A 14,448-nucleotide genomic window follows, 5' to 3' on the forward strand; every position below is an offset into this window, starting at 1 on the left:
GGTATGCCCCGTACTGCACAGGTTATCCACAGCCCCTGCGGCATGCTGGCTTTGCGGCTGGCGCCAGGGCGGTTAGCGTAGCGGGGTACCTGTTCTCCGCGGTCAAAACAGGGTATGCCTGCACCGGTTTTCAGCCCGGCGCACGGCCTCCTGCAGGTCTCTGTGGAAAAGCTGTGGATAGTGGGGATAACTCCCGCGGAGCCAGGCATCCGGAGCCGCCGGCGCTTGATTGTCAGGGCCAGCGGGTAGACCTGGGCAGGTGGCGGAGCCGGTTACCGGGTGCCGCGAACAGGATGGATCGCCGGGCCGCCAGGCCGGGCATAAATTGAGGACGGCAGCTTTGTCAATCGCGCATCTGGACCCTGTCGAGACAACCCGTGGATCGGACGCCAGCCGGAAACCTCCCCAGGACATCGCGGCCGAACAGTCGGTCCTGGGCGGCATGATGCTGTCCAAGGATGCCATCGCGGATGTCGTTGAGATCCTCCGCGGGCAGGATTTCTACCGTCCCGCGCACGAGACCATCTACGAGGCCATCATTGACCTCTACGGCCGGGGGGAGCCCGCCGATGCCGTCACCGTCTCCGATGAGCTGACCAAGCGCGCCGAGATCAACAGGATCGGCGGCCCTGCCTACCTGCACGAACTGATCCAGACCGTTCCCACGGCAGCCAACGCGGGCTACTACGCCGAGATCGTGGCCGAACGGGCAGTGCTCCGCCGGCTGGTGAACGCCGGAACCAAGATCGTCCAGCTGGGGTACGGGTCGGACGGCGAGGTGGAGGACCTGGTCAACCAGGCGCAGGCGGAGGTTTACGCGGTAGCGGAGCGCCGCACCGCGGAGGACTACGTGGTACTGAAGGACGTGATGGAGTCCACGGTGGACGAAATCGAGGCGTCCGGCCACCGTGGAGAGGGCATGACGGGTGTGCCCACCGGCTTCTATGAGCTCGACGAGCTGACCCACGGGCTCCACCCGGGGCAGATGATCGTCATCGCCGCCCGCCCGGCCGTCGGTAAGTCGACGTTCGCACTGGACTTCGCCCGTTCCGCAGCCATCAAGAACAACCTCGCCACCGTCATGTTTTCGCTGGAAATGGGCCGGAATGAGATCGCCATGCGCCTGCTGTCTGCCGAGGCCACCATTGGTCTCCAGGACCTCCGCAAGGGCACCATCAAGGACGAACAGTGGTCCAAGATCGCCACCACCATGGGCCGGATGAATGATGCACCGCTGTTCATTGATGACAGCCCCAACATGTCCCTGATGGAAATCCGGGCCAAATGCCGCCGCCTGAAGCAGCAGCACGACCTCAAGCTGGTCATCCTGGACTACCTGCAGCTCATGAGCTCGGGAAAGAAGGTGGAGTCCCGCCAGCAGGAAGTCTCCGAGTTTTCGCGTGCGCTCAAGCTCCTGGCCAAGGAACTCCAGGTCCCCGTGATCGCGCTGTCCCAGCTGAACCGTGGATCGGAACAGCGGCAGGACAAGCGGCCCATGGTGTCCGACCTCCGCGAGTCCGGCTCCATCGAGCAGGACGCGGACATGGTGATCCTGCTTCACCGCGAGGACGTCTACGACAAGGAATCACCCCGTGCCGGAGAAGCGGACATCCTTGTGGCCAAACACCGTAACGGTCCCACCAAGGACATTGTGGTGGCCTTCCAGGGCCACTACTCCCGCTTCGCCAACATGGCCGGCGATACCGGCGGCGGCTTCTAAGTATCCCGGCGGGCGCTGGTTCCGCCGCCGGCAGGCCCTGCGGCGGCCAGCAGGTGGTTCGGCAGGCGGTTGCCGGGCGCTGTTCCCCGGATCTCCAGGAGTTCGCGGGCGTGGGCGTGGAGCCGCTTGTCCTCCTCGCTGACCGGCACCCAGGCGGGGACGGGCACGGAGTTGCCCTCGTCGTCGCGCGCCACCATCACGGTGAGGCAGTATGTGGTGAGGGCCAGTTCACGGCCTTTCGGATCGCCCGAACGGACATGGACGGCGATGTGCATTCCCTTGGTCCCGGTGTAAACCAGCCGGGCCTCAACCTCCACAAGATGGCCAATCAGCAGCGGCCGGTAGAAGCGCACGCCGCCGGAGAAGACAGCCACGGTATCCCTGCCGCAGTAACGGGAAGCGCACACGTAAGCGGCCTCGTCGATCCACTTCATGACAATGCCGCCGTGGACCTTGCCGCCCCAGTTCACGTCCGTGGGGGCGGCCATGAACCGCAGCGTCACCCGCTCGGCCGTACCGGCGTCGGTATATTCCTGCCGGTTCATGGCTTCCACGATCTGCTCGCGGACCTTGATCCTGGCCAGCGCGTGGTCCCGTTGCTCGATCTCGGCCGGGGTTTGGGGTTCGAACTGCTGCACCGGGATGGGCCTGCCGTCCGGGCCGACCGCAACGAAGATCACCATGCACTGGCTGCGCATGGTGGCAGGGCCGCCTTTGGGGTCACCCGAGGAAACCACGGTATGGATGTGCATTGAGGACCGGCCGGTGTAGACGATGGTCGCTTCCACCTCCACCATGTCGCCGCTGTTGACGGGATCGGCGAAGTGGATGTTTCCCACGTACGCGGTGACGCAGTAGGACTTGGCCCATCCCACTGCCGCGGCATAGGCGGCTTTGTCCACCCACTCAAGCACCGTGCCTGCGTCCACGGAGCCGCTGTGCCCCACGTCGGTGGGGGCAGCGAGGAAGCGGAGGGTCACGGAGTTGGCGCGGCCGGTCTCAGTCATGCTGCGATCTTACTGAGGCCCACGGTTACCGGCCGGTTGGGCCTGAAACAAACTTCCCGGCGGGAGTGCCGCGATTAAAGCCCGACGCCGGCCGGTCACCTTGGGTGACCTGCCGCCGTCGCACCCGGTGGGACAAGTGATCCTAGGTGAGGGCGGCCAGCCGCGAGTTGCTGCGCCCGAAGAGCGCGCGGTCCAGGGAAAGCCGGCCGGCGCCCGTGAGCGCCAGCGCGAATGCCGCGGCGGCCAGGAGCAGGACGAGTTCGTAGCCGCCGTTTGCGGCAAAGATGCCGGCGGGAGCGTGCACCAGGAAAAGGGCGCCCAGCATGTCCAGGGCGAGGAGGGCGGCCACCACTCGGGTGAGGATCCCCAGGATCAGGGCAACGCCGCCCGCCAGTTCCAGGACGGCGACGGCGGGTGCCACGAGCCCGGCTGCCGGAACCCCCATTTTGGCGAAGGATGCCTGGGTGCCGGCGATGGTCCATTCGTTGAACTTCTGCCATCCGTGGGCTGCGAAGAGGAAGCCAAGGACGATGCGCAGGGCGGTGAGGGCGGTGGTGGTGAGTCGTGACTGGTTCATGGATACCACTCTTGCCGACCAATGGTTGAAGTGTCAACTATTCTTTGGGGGACTGTGGGCTTTCTCATCTCCGGAGCGTGTTGTCGGCGGCCGCGGTTAAGCTGGCAGCGTGCCCCAACAACCCGCCCCCTCCGCCGTGGCCGGCCGCCAAGGCCATGCCCGGGAGATACTCCGCCTTGCTGTCCCTGCCTTTGGCGCGCTGGTGGCTGAGCCCCTCTTCCTGCTGGCGGACTCCGCCATTGTGGGACATCTTGGTGTTGCGCAGCTCGCGGGAGTGGGGCTGGCATCTGCGGTGCTCCAGACCGCCGTCGGACTCATGGTCTTCCTGGCCTACTCCACCACGCCCGCCGTGGCCCGCGCCATTGGTGACGGGCAGTTGGGCAAGGCCCTTGCGGCAGGGCGCGACGGCGTGTGGCTGGCATTGCTCCTCGGCGTGGTCCTCGCCGTGGCAGGCTTCGCGGCGGCCGAACCGCTGATTGACCTGATGGGGGCCCAGGGCAGCGTCCGGACCTTTGCGGTCGATTACTTCCGCTGGTCCATGCCGGGCCTGGTGGCAATGCTCTTGATCTTCGCCGGCACCGGTGTTCTCCGCGGACTGCAGGACACCCGCACCCCGCTGGTGGTGGCCACGGCCGGTTTCGGGGTCAATATTGTCCTGAACCTGTGGCTTGTGTACGGGCTGGGCATGTCTGTGGCTGGTTCCGCGGTGGGCACCAGCCTGGCCCAGTGGGCCATGGCGGCTGTCTATGTGGTGATGGTGCGGCGCAGCGCAGTGCGGCAGGGTGTGAGCCTGCTCCCCAGCTGGCGCGGCATCCGCAGCATGACGCGGGTTGGATCCTGGCTGATGCTGCGCACGCTCAGCCTCCGGGCCGCAATCCTGGCCACGGTGCTGGTGGTGACGGCCCAGGGGGAGGTCAACCTTGCCGCCCACCAGCTGGCCATGACCATTTTTTCCTTCCTGGCGTTCGCGCTGGATGCCCTGGCGATCGCGGCGCAGGCGCTCATTGGCAAGGAGCTCGGCGCGTCCCATGCCGCCAGGGCCCGGCTGCTGACCGGAACGATGATCCGCTGGGGCGCGGGGTTCGGCGTGGTGACGGGCCTGCTGCTGGCAGCGGCAGCCCCCTGGGCCGGGGCTCTGTTCACCACGGACCCCCAAGTGCAGCAGGCACTCACCGCTGCCCTCTGGATCCTGGCGGCCGGGCAGCCGATCGCCGGCTATGTCTTTGTCCTGGACGGTGTGCTGATCGGCGCAGGGGACGCGCGGTACCTCGCGCTGGCGGGGCTGGTGAACCTTGCCGTCTACGTGCCGCTGCTGGCAGCGGTTGCCTGGTCCGGTGCCACCGGCACCACCGGGCTCGCATGGCTTTGGGTTGCCTTCGCGCTGGGGTATATGGCGGCGCGCGCCGTGACGCTGGGCCTGCGTGCCCGGTCCGACCGCTGGATGGTGCTGGGCTCTGCCTGACGCGGCCCGGTTAGACCTTCCAGCTGCCCCCACTAAACTGGACCGGTGACACAACCATCCACCCCCGCCGGTGCTGCTCCCGGAACCACCGCCCGCCACGACCTCTGGAAGCCGGTCCTGCTCCGTGCGGCCGCTGCCCTGGTGTTTGGCGCCGTGACGGTCTTCTGGACGTCACCGTCTGTGGAGGTCATGGGCTGGGCCGGGGGACTCTACCTCCTGGCCGCCGGTGTGGTTTCCCTGCGGACCGTCCCCGCAGCCGGATTCGCGCAGAACTCGGCGGCCGGAAAGCTGCTGTCCGCCGCCGGCGCGGTCCTGGCCGGCGCAGGCTTTGCCGTGCTCCTCCTGCACAGTGACCTGTTGTTCGGGGTGATCGCAGCCCTGGGCCTGGGCGCAGCCGGCATCCTGGAGCTTGCCTGCGGCCTGCAGCACAGGGGCCGCCATGTTCTTGCCCGCGACTGGATTGCTTCCGGCGTCATCGGGATTGGAACCGCGGTGCTCCTGCCGTTCTTCATCAGTCTCGGTGCCCATGCCCTGCTGGGCGTGGCCGGTGGAGGCGCCATTATTTCCGGCGTCCTGTGGGTGCTTTCCGGCCTGACGCTGCGGCACGATGCCCGTGCCGGCGCAGGGAAGCCGTAAACTAGGGGGAGCGCCCTTCTACTTTCTGTAGAAAATTCGGTGCGACACCGCAATTCGTAAACCGGGCCGGCCGTGCGCCGCCCGCAGGGAGGAACCACCGTGGCTGACCAGCATCAAGGAAAACCGCGCAAGCTGCGGACCTCGGTGAAGGGGCCGCTGATGTTTTCGGCATTCTGGGCCGTCGTCGCCTTCGTGGCAGTGTTGATCTTCGCCTCCGGTGGAAGCGCACGTGCACCCCGGTTCGACCTCGCGTTCACCGCAGCCGGCATCGCCTTCATCGCCACCCTGGTGATCGCCGCAATGCTGTCCATGAGCTACAAGGAGAACGCCGAACACCTGGGCAAGGGATCAGGGGTGAACCTGAGTTCGGCGCCCAAAGGATCCCCGCACGCAGGGCCAAGCCATGGCTTCGGAGCTCCCGGCAACCAGAACCCGCCGGCATCCGGCGATGGCACTGACGAAACTCCCCAGCGCTAGCCGTTACCGGCGGCAGCCGGACAAAGCGCGGGAAAATCCCTACCCCGCAGCAGCCTGGCGGGCCCGGTAAGCAGCAACATGCGCACGGTTGGCACAGTTGCCGGTATCGCAGTACCTCTTGGACCGGTTGCGGCTCAGGTCCAGCACGGCGGCATCGCAGTCCTCTGACTCACACATCCGCAGCCTGTCCATCTCCTTGCTGCGGATCACATCAGCCAGGGCCATGGCCGCTTCGGTGCTCATCCGGTCGGCAAGGGGTGCCTCGGGCGCCGTGGCATGAAGGTGCCAGTCCCATCCGTCGTGCTTCATCAGCTGCGGCAGCGCGTTGGCGTCCCGCAGCAGCCGGTTGACGGTTTCCACGGCGGCGTCCTCACCGGCCGTCCATACCGCGGACAGTTCACGGCGCAACTGCCGCACGCTTTCCAATTCCGCAGCGTCCCGGTTCCGGGAGCCGGAAAAACCCTCCGCGGCCAGGAAGCTGTCCAGGTCCGCAACGGAGGCCAGGCCTTCCCTGCCGTTCGCGGCCGTGTTGATGAGGTTCACCACCGTCCGCAGCGCCACTTCAGTGTCAGGGGCGAAAACCATGTTGACTCCTTACAGCGCCTGAGCGTAGTGTCATGAGCATTACCCCACTTTACTCCTGACAGGAGGCAACGGTGCCTGCCGCCCAAAACCACACCCCCACCCCGGAACTGTCCCCCAGGCGTCCCGGCTTCCAGGCCTCCGGGCTCGGCGTCGCGCTGTTCTCCTCCGCCGTCTTTGGCCTGTCCGGATCCTTCGCCAAGTCGCTGCTGGAAACCGGCTGGTCCCCGGGGGCGGCCGTGACTGCCCGCCTGACGGGAGCTGCCCTGATCCTTGCCCTGCCCGCGGCGTGGGCGCTTAGGGGCCGCTGGAGCCAGTTGAAGGACAACTGGCTCACCATCATGCTGTTCGGACTCATCGGGGTGGCGGCATGCCAGTTGTTCTACTTCAACGCAGTGGCCCTGCTCTCCGTGGGCGTCGCGCTCCTGCTGGAGTACCTGGCCCCGGTGATCATCGTCCTGTGGCTCTGGGCCGCCAGCCGACGCCGCCCGCGCGTCCTCACGGCCGGCGGGACGCTGCTGTCGCTGGCCGGGCTGGTACTGGTCCTTGACCTCACCGGAGCCGTGAAGGTTGACCTGGTGGGGGTGCTGTGGGGCATGGCTGCCGCGGTCTGCCTGGCCATCTACTTCTTCATCACGGCAAAGGAAAATGACACGCTGCCGCCCATCGTGCTGGCTGCCGGCGGCCTGCTGGTGGGTGCGGCCGCCATGTGGCTCGCTGCCGCCACGGGCCTGCTGCCCATGGCCTTCAGCACTGCGGACACCACCCTGGGCCCATGGCTTACGCCGTGGTGGGTGCCGCTTGCCGGGCTGGTGGTGCTGGCCACCGTGTTGGCGTACGTCTCGGGCGTCATGGCGGCCCGGGCCCTCGGTTCCAAGGTGGCGTCCTTCGTGTCGCTCACCGAGGTCCTCTTCGCCGTGGTCTGGGCGTGGCTGCTGCTTGGGGAACTGCCGGGCACCATCCAACTCCTGGGCGGGGTGCTGATCGTCGGCGGGGTCATCCTGGTAAGGCTCGACGAGCTGCGTTCCCCCGCCACCATTGCTCCTTACGACGGCGGAAAGGGCACCCAGGTGCCGGCGTCACCGCTTGAGCACGCGAACGACGTCGAGCCTGTCCCTTAGGAGCGCAGGTCCCGTAAGCCGGGCACCGGCGTCGCACGCCAACACAAAAGGGCAGGGACACCACCTGGTGTCCCTGCCCCTTGCCGGAATGCGGCGATAAGCCTAGTTCGATGCCTGGCTCTGCTGCTCGGCGTTGCGCTTGGCCTGCGCGCCGGCTTCCTTCAGCGCCTCGGCAACCTTGGTAAGCATGGTGGTGTGGGTTCCGGACCACTCCTGGCGGAACTTATCAGCGTCCGGGCCCTTCCAGTCAGTGCCGCTCAGGACCTTGGTGAGAGTGGACTTCTGCGTCTCGATCTCGGACGCCCCTGCCTGAAGCTTGCTGCCGAGCTGGCGAAGCTGCTCAACGTCTGCACCCCAAATAGCCATCAGTTTCTCCTTGTTAGGTCGTGGATCCGAACCAGATCGGCTCCCCAGTGGCCCCCCGGCTCATCCGGAAGATCCATTGCCTCAAACCTATCCCGGCCCCCAAAACAGTGTCGATGGGCAGCCCTGCCCATGCCGGGCTCCCCATGGACGCCGGGTAGGGACCATGAAAAGGGGTCGATCCCAGGCGTTGGAAGAGCCTAGCATGGCGGTATGTGCCGGAATATCCGAACCCTTCACAACTTTGAGCCGCACGCCACCTCCGAGGAAGTGCACGCGGCGGCGCTGCAGTATGTCCGCAAAGTCAGCGGCAGCACCAAACCGTCCAAGGCCAACCAGGAGGCCTTTGATGAGGCCGTGCACCAGATAGCCCACATCACGCAGCACCTGCTGGATTCCCTGGTGACGCAGGCGCCGCCGAAGGACCGGGAGGCCGAAGCGGCCAAGGCCAGGGCGCGCGCCGCGGTCCGTTACGGCGCGGCCTGAGCCTGCGCTGCTACTTGCCGAAGCTGCGCAGCCGCAGAGAGTTGGCCACCACCAGCACCGAGCTGGCAGCCATGGCAGCTCCTGCGATCATGGGGTTGAGCAGCCCCAGGGCGGCCACCGGGATCCCCACGGCGTTGTAGAAGAACGCCCAGAACAGGTTGGTCTTGATGGTGCCCAGGGTCTTCCGGGACAGTTCGATGGCCTGGGCCACCTGGGCGAGGTCGTTCCCCATCACCGTCAGGTCCGCGGCTTCGATGGCCACATCGGTCCCTGAGCCCATCGCAATCCCGAGATCCGCCTGCGCAAGCGCCGCGGCATCATTGACGCCGTCCCCGGCCATGGCCACCGTGGCCCCGTCCGCCTGGAGCTCCCGGACTGCTGCCACCTTCCCTTCCGGCAGGACGCCTGCATGGACGTCATCCGCGGCGATGCCGACGGCGGCAGCCACCTGGGCGGCGACGGCGGCATTGTCGCCGGTCAGCAGGATGGGCCGCAGGCCCAGCGCCTTAAGCCGGGCGACCGCTGCGGCGGACCCTTCCTTGACGCTGTCCCTGAGGCTGATGATGCCGGCGGGCGTGCCATCCACTGCCACGCAGATGGCCGTGGCGCCGCCTTCCTCTGCAGCAGCCAACTGCGCCTGCTGGCCGCCGTCCAGGGCAATGCCGTTCTGCTGCAGCCAGCTGCTCCGCCCGGCCATCACGTGGCTGCCTTCGACGGTGCCCGACACTCCGCCACCCGGGGCGGAACTGAACCCCTGGACTGGCGGCAGGTGCACTGAAGGCGAGGTGCCGCCGTCGTCCCCTGCGGGCGCCAGGCGTGCGGCGGAAACTGCTGCTGCCGCAATGGCGTGCGCAACCGGGTGCTCGCTGGCGGCCTCAACGGCTCCGGCCAGCCGGAGGACATCCCGGTCCTGGAAGCCGGGGAACGCGGCCGTGGCATCCACGGCCAGGGCGCCGGTGGTGACCGTCCCCGTCTTGTCCAGCAGGATGGTGTCCACGGTGCGGGTGTCCTCCAGGACCTGGGGGCCCTTGATCAGGATGCCCAGCTGTGCGCCGCGTCCGGTTCCGGTCAGCAGGCCCACCGGAGTGGCCAGGCCCAGCGCGCAGGGGCAGGCGATCACCAGCACTGCGACGGCGGCCGTGAACGCCTGCCGCAGGTGGCTGCCGTCGGCGCCCGGGCCGGCGACGAGGAGCCAGAGCACGAACGTCAGGGCGGCGATGGCCAGGACCACCGGTACGAAGACGGCGCTGATGCGGTCGGCGAGCCGCGCGATGGGGGCCTTGCCGGTCTGGGCCTGCGACACCAGGCGCGCCATCTGGGCCAGTGTGGTTTCGGAGCCGACCCGGGTTGCCCTGACCAGCAGGCGGCCGGAGGTGTTGATGGTGGCACCCGTAACGCGGCTGTCCGGCCCCACCTCGACGGGGACGGACTCACCCGTGACCAGGGAGGCGTCCACCGCGGAGGCGCCGTCCACCACCACACCGTCGGTGGCGATCTTTTCACCCGGCCTTACCACCAGGACGTCGCCCACCTGCAGACCGTCCGCGGGAATTTTCTCTTCCCGGCCGCCGCGCAGGACGGTGGCGTCCTTGGCGCCCAGGTTCAGCAGGGCCTGGAGGGCGTCGCCGGCCTTTTGCTTGGCATTGGCCTCCAGGTACCGGCCCAGGAGAAGGAAGGTGGTGACCACCGCGGCCACCTCGAAGTACAGGCCGCCGGACATGCCTTCCATGCCGGGATGCTCCGTCATGCGCGGGTCCGCCAGCAGCTGCCAGGCGGAGAAGGAGTAGGCGGCGGCCACGCCGAGCGACACCAGGGTGTCCATGGTGGAGGCGAGATGGCGGGCATTGACTGCTGCGGCCCGGTGGAAGGGCCACGCCGCCCACGTGACCACCGGCAGCGCCAGGACCGCTGCCACCCAGCCCCAGTGCGGGAACTGGAACGCCGGAACCATGCTGACCAAAAACACCGGGACTGTCAGCACCGCAGCGGCGGCCAGGCGCGGCCGGAGACTCGAAGCGTGGACCTCAGCAGACGGGTCCACCGGCCGCGCCCCCGCACCAGTAGTGCTGCGGTGGCGGACCCTCGCCTTGTACCCGGCTGCCTCGACCGTTGACGTGAGCTGTTCGTCGGTGATGCCCTCGGGGACCGTCACGTACGCCGACTCCAGCGGCAGGTTGACGGTGGCCGCCACACCGTCGAGCTTGCCGAGCTTCTTCTCCACCCGGTTGACGCAGGACGCGCAGGTCATCCCCTCGATGTCCAGTTCGACGATCCGGGTACCCGGTGGGTGGAGCAGTTCCTGGTGGCTCATGTCGCTTTCCGCGGTGTAGGGGTTTCTAGGCCTCGTTGGCAACCACCAGGTAGCCCGCCTCAGCGACGGCCTCCCCGATGTCGGAGGGTGGGAGTTCCTTGCTTGAGGTGATGGTCACGGTGGAGACCCCGCCGGCGTTCAGGTCGACGGTGACCTCTTCAACGCCTTCGAGGGCTTCAAGTTCTTCACTGACGGCCGACACACAGTGCCCGCAGGTCATGCCGGAGACGCTGATGGTCGTGGTGGTGGGAGAGGTGGTGCTCATGGCTTGCTCCTTCAGTTGGGACGGCGGCGGCCGGGATCCGGGTTTTGGTGGGTGTCAGCGAAGCAGCCGGCCGATGGCGTCGGCGGCTTCCTTGACTTTGGCATCGATGGCTTCAGCGCGTGCTGCCGGGTCCGGCTCGGAGGCTGCACCCACCACGCAGTGGCCGATGTGTTCCTCGACCAGCCCCAGGCTGACGGCGTGCAGGGCCTTGGTGACGGCGGCAACCTGCGTGAGGATATCGATGCAGTACTTGTCCTCATCCACCATCCGGGCAATGCCCCGGACCTGCCCCTCAATGCGCTTCAGGCGGCGAAGGTACGCGTCCTTGTTTTCCGTGTAACCGTGCTGGGCTGCGTAACCGTGTTGGGCTGCAACGCCGGACTCCGCGGCCGGTGGTGCGGCTGCTACCGCCGCAACGGCTTCTTCGATAGCGTTCATGCAGCCAACCTATACCCCTTGGGGGTATGAGCGCAAGTACCCCCTAGGGGTATCCGGGAACTCTTCCCACCCGTCCGTGGGACAGTATCCCGGGCACAAAAAAAGCTCCGGAGTGCGTTATTGGGGGATACGCACTCCGGAGCAGCTTTTGGGCAAATCCGGCTTCCACTCGTGTGGATCGGCCTTGCTTGAATCAGCTTACTGGCAGGTACGGGCAGCGCGCCAGCACCACGAATAAGTACTTTCGCTTTACTTTAAGCCCGCCATTTCCAGGCGTATTTTCCCCGGTATCCGCCGCTCAGGGCCTGTCCTCATGGGCCGGCATCCGGTATGGAACCACAAGCACGGGGCGGCTTTGGTGGTGGCTTAGCCACTGCCCGACCGATCCGTTGAGTGCCTCCGAGAGCCGGTGCGTGAAGCCGCGCTCGGAGGTGCCCACGATGATGACCGGGGCATCCAGTTCGGCGGCCAGTTGCGCCAGCGCCCGTGCGGGATCGCCTGAAAGGGTGCGGAAGGACCACTGCAGGGGCCCGCCGTCGGAAGGCACCTTGTCCGCCGCAGCCTGGACCTGTGCCTTCAACTCCGTTGTCAGGGCCAGCATGTCGTCATCTGCGTCCGGGTGCAGGGAAAGCCGGTGGGCGGAGCGGGCCGGGTCCCATTCCACCAGGTAGCTGGCTTCGTCCACGTACGCGCAGACCAATGGCGCCGACAACCGGGCTGCCAGGGAGGCTGCGGTCTGGAGAACCTCCGGGTGCTGTTTGGGCATGATTCCCGTCAGCAGCGGAGCGCCGTCGAAGTTTTCCCATGTCATGCTGCAATTGTCCGCCCGCACCGGCTGCATGAACAGGTTCGTTCGGCCCGTCAAACTTCCGGAGTGCGGGCCCGGAGGCCTAGGGAAGGCTGGGATATGCCGTGACCACCACGTTCTTGCCCCACGGATCCTCGGTGTAGCAGCTGATGAGGACCAGCCGGTTGGGCACCATGTCCCAGACGGGGCTGTCCTTGAGGCTGGACTTCAGGTAGGTCGTGACGCTGTCCACCCGGTAGCTGATGGTTCCCGCCACTGTTTCCACCTCCAGGCGGTCGCCAACGGCCGCCGCCGAACTGAGGTGGTTGAAGGGAGCATCCGCGCCGTCCCAACTGTGGCCAATCACGTAGGTGGTGTTGCCGGAGCCCTTGCCCGGAACCCCGAAGGGCGTGAGCCAGTAGCCGTCCTTGGTGGCGGGAGGTTCAATGGTCCGGCTGTATTGGGCCCCACTGTCCAGGTCCAGCGGGTGGACGGGCACATCGAAGGCGGCCGACGGGTAGCGGATGCGGACCGGCTGGGATGCCGCCGGAAGCTCCGGTCCCGCAGGCGCTTCCGTTGCTGTTTCGCCAGGAGCCTGGGCTGCCGCTGCCTGGTCGGGTGCCGCTGCGGCGTCCGGCAGGCCGGTCTCCGCAATGGGAGCCGCCCCCGCGGCGGATGGAATGCCGCCACGAACCAGGGCAACCGAAGCGGCGGCATTTCCGATTGCCAGTGGCGGTGCCGGGTGGAACAGGGGAGCGCCGAGGGTGAATGACACGAAGGCGAGGACGCCACAGCACAGGATTGCCAGGTCACCGGCGTTCCACCGGCGCCATATGCGCCGCCACATGCCGTGCTGGGGGGCTGCGTGCCGGCTTCGATCCTGCCGCATGGCGCTCCTCACGGGTTGGCGGGGGTGGAAGGAAGGCGTCCTGCCGGGCACTGGCAGGACGCCTTCCTTGTCAGGGGGCCACTGGTGGTGGCGGTGTTCCGGCTAGCCGGCAGTGTGCAGCGGACGCGACTGGCGCCGTACTGCCACCACGGTCCCCGCGGCAGCAAGCGCTCCCAGGCCTACCAGCCAGCCCGGCAAGCCATCGGGTGCTCCCACCGCCGTCTGTGCGTTGTAGCCCTGGTTGGTTCCGACGCTGACGGGTGCCGCGGCAGGGGCGGCCTTGGGTGTGGCAACAGCCTGCTTGGCGGGCGCCGGCTGCGCGGGTGCGGCAGCAGGGGCCACAGCCGCCACAGCGGCCGGAGCAGTTCCACCGGTTGTGTCGCCGCCGGTGTTGCCGCCGGTATTGTCGCCGCCGGTATCGCCGCCGCCGGTATTGTCGCCGCCGGTGTTGCCGCCGGTATTGTCGCCGCCGGTATCGCCGCCGCCGGTGTTGCCGCCGGTATTGTCGCCGCCGGTATTGTCGCCACCGCCGCCGTTGCCGCCACCGTTGTTGCCGCCACCGCCGCCGTTGCCGCCACCGTTGTTGCCGCCGCCGTTGCCGTTGCCGCCACCGTCGTTGCCGTTGCCGCCACCGTTGTTGGTGCCGCCGCCGCCACCGTTGCCGTTGCCGCCACCGTTGCCGCCACCGTTGTTGGTGCCGCCGCCGCCACCGTTGCCGTTGCCGCCACCGTTGCCGCCACCGTTGTTGGTGCCGCCACCGCCGTTGTTGCCGCCGCCGCCGTTGTTGGTGCCGCCGGTGCCGCCGCCGTTGGTGCCGCCACCGCCGTTGCCGCCGCCGTTGTTGGTGCCGCCGGTGCCGCCGCCGTTGGTGCCGCCACCGCCGTTGCCGCCACCGTTGTTGGTGCCGCCGCCGCCGTTGCCGCCACCGTTGTTGGTGCCGCCGCCGCCGTTGCCGCCACCGATGTTGTTGCCGCCGCCGTTGTTGGTGTCACCGGTGTTGTTGCCACCGCCGTTGTTAGTGCCGCCGTTGGTATTGATCTCCAGCGGTATCAGGGCGCTTCCGTTTGAGCGGGCGACCACCACCTGGTCGGAAGCCGCGATGGCGGGCGCTGTGAGGCTGATAAGGCCAAGCCCCATCACCCCCATTGTTGCTAAGGTGCGTTTCATATTGTCTCCCCATATATGTGTGAAACGGACCATGGCGAGGAAAGGCCAGCGGTAACGCCGTATGCCCCAGCAGCACGGTCAGCTTGCTTGAGATTTCAGGCTAGGAGCGCCGCCTTGCGCAGTCGCCAGTAGGGGATACTCGTCTTTCAACGGGGTTGGC

General features: G+C 67.4%; 16 protein-coding genes. 6 read left to right on the forward strand and 10 right to left on the reverse strand.

All coding sequences use genetic code 11. The features are described from left to right. The first annotated feature begins 340 nt into the window (after positions 1–340). Positions 341–1,720 (forward strand): replicative DNA helicase, encoded by a 1,380-nt coding sequence (gene dnaB, locus FB478_RS16675; protein ID WP_018769828.1) that lies wholly within the window; start codon positions 341–343, stop codon positions 1,718–1,720. Here the strand turns inward: dnaB and FB478_RS16680 are convergent. Continuing rightward, the gene (locus FB478_RS16680) at positions 1,717–2,727 is read right to left on the reverse strand and encodes an acyl-CoA thioesterase (RefSeq protein WP_144601148.1); all 1,011 of its coding nucleotides are present in this window, start codon (positions 2,725–2,727) and stop codon (positions 1,717–1,719) included. The two genes, dnaB and FB478_RS16680, sit on opposite strands and share 4 nt — an antisense overlap. 142 nt (positions 2,728–2,869) lie before the next feature. Then, a complete protein-coding gene (locus FB478_RS16685) occupies positions 2,870–3,304 on the reverse strand; it encodes a DoxX family protein (RefSeq protein WP_144601149.1) in 435 nt (144 codons plus the stop codon). A 136-nt stretch (positions 3,305–3,440) separates the two neighbouring features. Here FB478_RS16685 and FB478_RS16690 point away from each other — a divergent pair, with 136 nt between their 5' ends. From FB478_RS16690 to FB478_RS16700, 3 genes are all read left to right on the forward strand, one after another. Then, positions 3,441–4,766, forward strand: coding sequence for an MATE family efflux transporter (locus FB478_RS16690; RefSeq protein ID WP_144601185.1), 1,326 nt, complete (start codon positions 3,441–3,443; stop codon positions 4,764–4,766). A 45-nt stretch (positions 4,767–4,811) separates the two neighbouring features. Next, a complete protein-coding gene (locus FB478_RS16695) occupies positions 4,812–5,402 on the forward strand; it encodes a hypothetical protein (RefSeq protein WP_018769824.1) in 591 nt (196 codons plus the stop codon). Positions 5,403–5,501: 99 nt separating this feature from the next. Continuing rightward, positions 5,502–5,879, forward strand: coding sequence for a hypothetical protein (locus FB478_RS16700; RefSeq protein ID WP_018769823.1), 378 nt, complete (start codon positions 5,502–5,504; stop codon positions 5,877–5,879). 39 nt (positions 5,880–5,918) lie between these two features. On the opposite strand, the gene FB478_RS16705 is transcribed toward FB478_RS16700, so the two are convergent. Continuing rightward, positions 5,919–6,464 (reverse strand): CGNR zinc finger domain-containing protein, encoded by a 546-nt coding sequence (locus FB478_RS16705; protein ID WP_018769822.1) that lies wholly within the window; start codon positions 6,462–6,464, stop codon positions 5,919–5,921. A 71-nt stretch (positions 6,465–6,535) separates the two neighbouring features. Here FB478_RS16705 and FB478_RS16710 point away from each other — a divergent pair, with 71 nt between their 5' ends. Continuing rightward, positions 6,536–7,582 (forward strand): DMT family transporter, encoded by a 1,047-nt coding sequence (locus FB478_RS16710; RefSeq protein ID WP_018769821.1) that lies wholly within the window; start codon positions 6,536–6,538, stop codon positions 7,580–7,582. 102 nt (positions 7,583–7,684) lie between these two features. Here the strand turns inward: FB478_RS16710 and FB478_RS16715 are convergent, their stop codons facing one another. Beyond that, complete coding sequence (locus tag FB478_RS16715) at positions 7,685–7,948, reverse strand: WXG100 family type VII secretion target (protein WP_018769820.1); 264 nt, start codon at positions 7,946–7,948, stop codon at positions 7,685–7,687. 210 nt (positions 7,949–8,158) lie between these two features. Here FB478_RS16715 and FB478_RS16720 point away from each other — a divergent pair, with 210 nt between their 5' ends. Then, a complete protein-coding gene (locus FB478_RS16720) occupies positions 8,159–8,431 on the forward strand; it encodes a DUF2277 domain-containing protein (protein WP_018769819.1) in 273 nt (90 codons plus the stop codon). 10 nt (positions 8,432–8,441) lie between these two features. Here the strand turns inward: FB478_RS16720 and FB478_RS16725 are convergent, their stop codons facing one another. The 6 genes from FB478_RS16725 to FB478_RS21170 form a co-directional block, all read right to left on the reverse strand. Beyond that, positions 8,442–10,742 carry a cation-translocating P-type ATPase gene (locus FB478_RS16725; RefSeq protein WP_144601150.1) on the reverse strand — a complete coding sequence of 767 codons (2,301 nt, stop codon included), beginning with the start codon at positions 10,740–10,742 and terminating at the stop codon, positions 8,442–8,444. A 25-nt stretch (positions 10,743–10,767) separates the two neighbouring features. Then, entirely contained in the window at positions 10,768–11,007 is a 240-nt protein-coding gene (locus tag FB478_RS16730; RefSeq protein WP_018769817.1) for a heavy-metal-associated domain-containing protein, read from the reverse strand. Between the two features lie 54 nt (positions 11,008–11,061). Then, entirely contained in the window at positions 11,062–11,445 is a 384-nt protein-coding gene (locus FB478_RS16735; RefSeq protein WP_018769816.1) for a metal-sensitive transcriptional regulator, read from the reverse strand. A gap of 298 nt (positions 11,446–11,743) precedes the next feature. After that, complete coding sequence (locus tag FB478_RS16740; protein ID WP_026265853.1) at positions 11,744–12,256, reverse strand: universal stress protein; 513 nt, start codon at positions 12,254–12,256, stop codon at positions 11,744–11,746. Positions 12,257–12,335: 79 nt separating this feature from the next. Further along, positions 12,336–13,121, reverse strand: a complete 786-nt coding sequence (locus FB478_RS16745) for a class F sortase (RefSeq protein WP_056392389.1) — start codon at positions 13,119–13,121, stop codon at positions 12,336–12,338. Positions 13,122–13,223: 102 nt separating this feature from the next. Beyond that, positions 13,224–14,288, reverse strand: coding sequence for a hypothetical protein (locus tag FB478_RS21170; protein ID WP_186447825.1), 1,065 nt, complete (start codon positions 14,286–14,288; stop codon positions 13,224–13,226). Between the last annotated feature and the right edge of the window lie 160 nt (positions 14,289–14,448).

Origin of the sequence: Arthrobacter sp. AG367, assembly GCF_007828995.1 — a bacterium.
Taxonomy (GTDB): Bacteria; Actinomycetota; Actinomycetes; order Actinomycetales; family Micrococcaceae; genus Arthrobacter.

Bases quoted from the DNA above. Each gene is read 5' to 3' on its own strand.
- FB478_RS16715 (WP_018769820.1), bottom strand. From the start codon at position 7,948: ATGGCTATTTGGGGTGCAGACGTTGAGCAGCTTCGCCAGCTCGGCAGC.
- FB478_RS16680 (WP_144601148.1), bottom strand. From the start codon at position 2,727: ATGACTGAGACCGGCCGCGCCAACTCCGTGACCCTCCGCTTCCTCGCT.
- FB478_RS16735 (WP_018769816.1), bottom strand. From the start codon at position 11,445: ATGAACGCTATCGAAGAAGCCGTTGCGGCGGTAGCAGCCGCACCACCG.
- FB478_RS16745 (WP_056392389.1), bottom strand. From the start codon at position 13,121: ATGCGGCAGGATCGAAGCCGGCACGCAGCCCCCCAGCACGGCATGTGG.
- FB478_RS16685 (WP_144601149.1), bottom strand. From the start codon at position 3,304: ATGAACCAGTCACGACTCACCACCACCGCCCTCACCGCCCTGCGCATC.
- FB478_RS16730 (WP_018769817.1), bottom strand. From the start codon at position 11,007: ATGAGCACCACCTCTCCCACCACCACGACCATCAGCGTCTCCGGCATG.
- FB478_RS16720 (WP_018769819.1), top strand. From the start codon at position 8,159: ATGTGCCGGAATATCCGAACCCTTCACAACTTTGAGCCGCACGCCACC.
- FB478_RS21170 (WP_186447825.1), bottom strand. From the start codon at position 14,288: ATGAAACGCACCTTAGCAACAATGGGGGTGATGGGGCTTGGCCTTATC.
- FB478_RS16740 (WP_026265853.1), bottom strand. From the start codon at position 12,256: ATGACATGGGAAAACTTCGACGGCGCTCCGCTGCTGACGGGAATCATG.
- FB478_RS16705 (WP_018769822.1), bottom strand. From the start codon at position 6,464: ATGGTTTTCGCCCCTGACACTGAAGTGGCGCTGCGGACGGTGGTGAAC.
- FB478_RS16725 (WP_144601150.1), bottom strand. From the start codon at position 10,742: ATGAGCCACCAGGAACTGCTCCACCCACCGGGTACCCGGATCGTCGAA.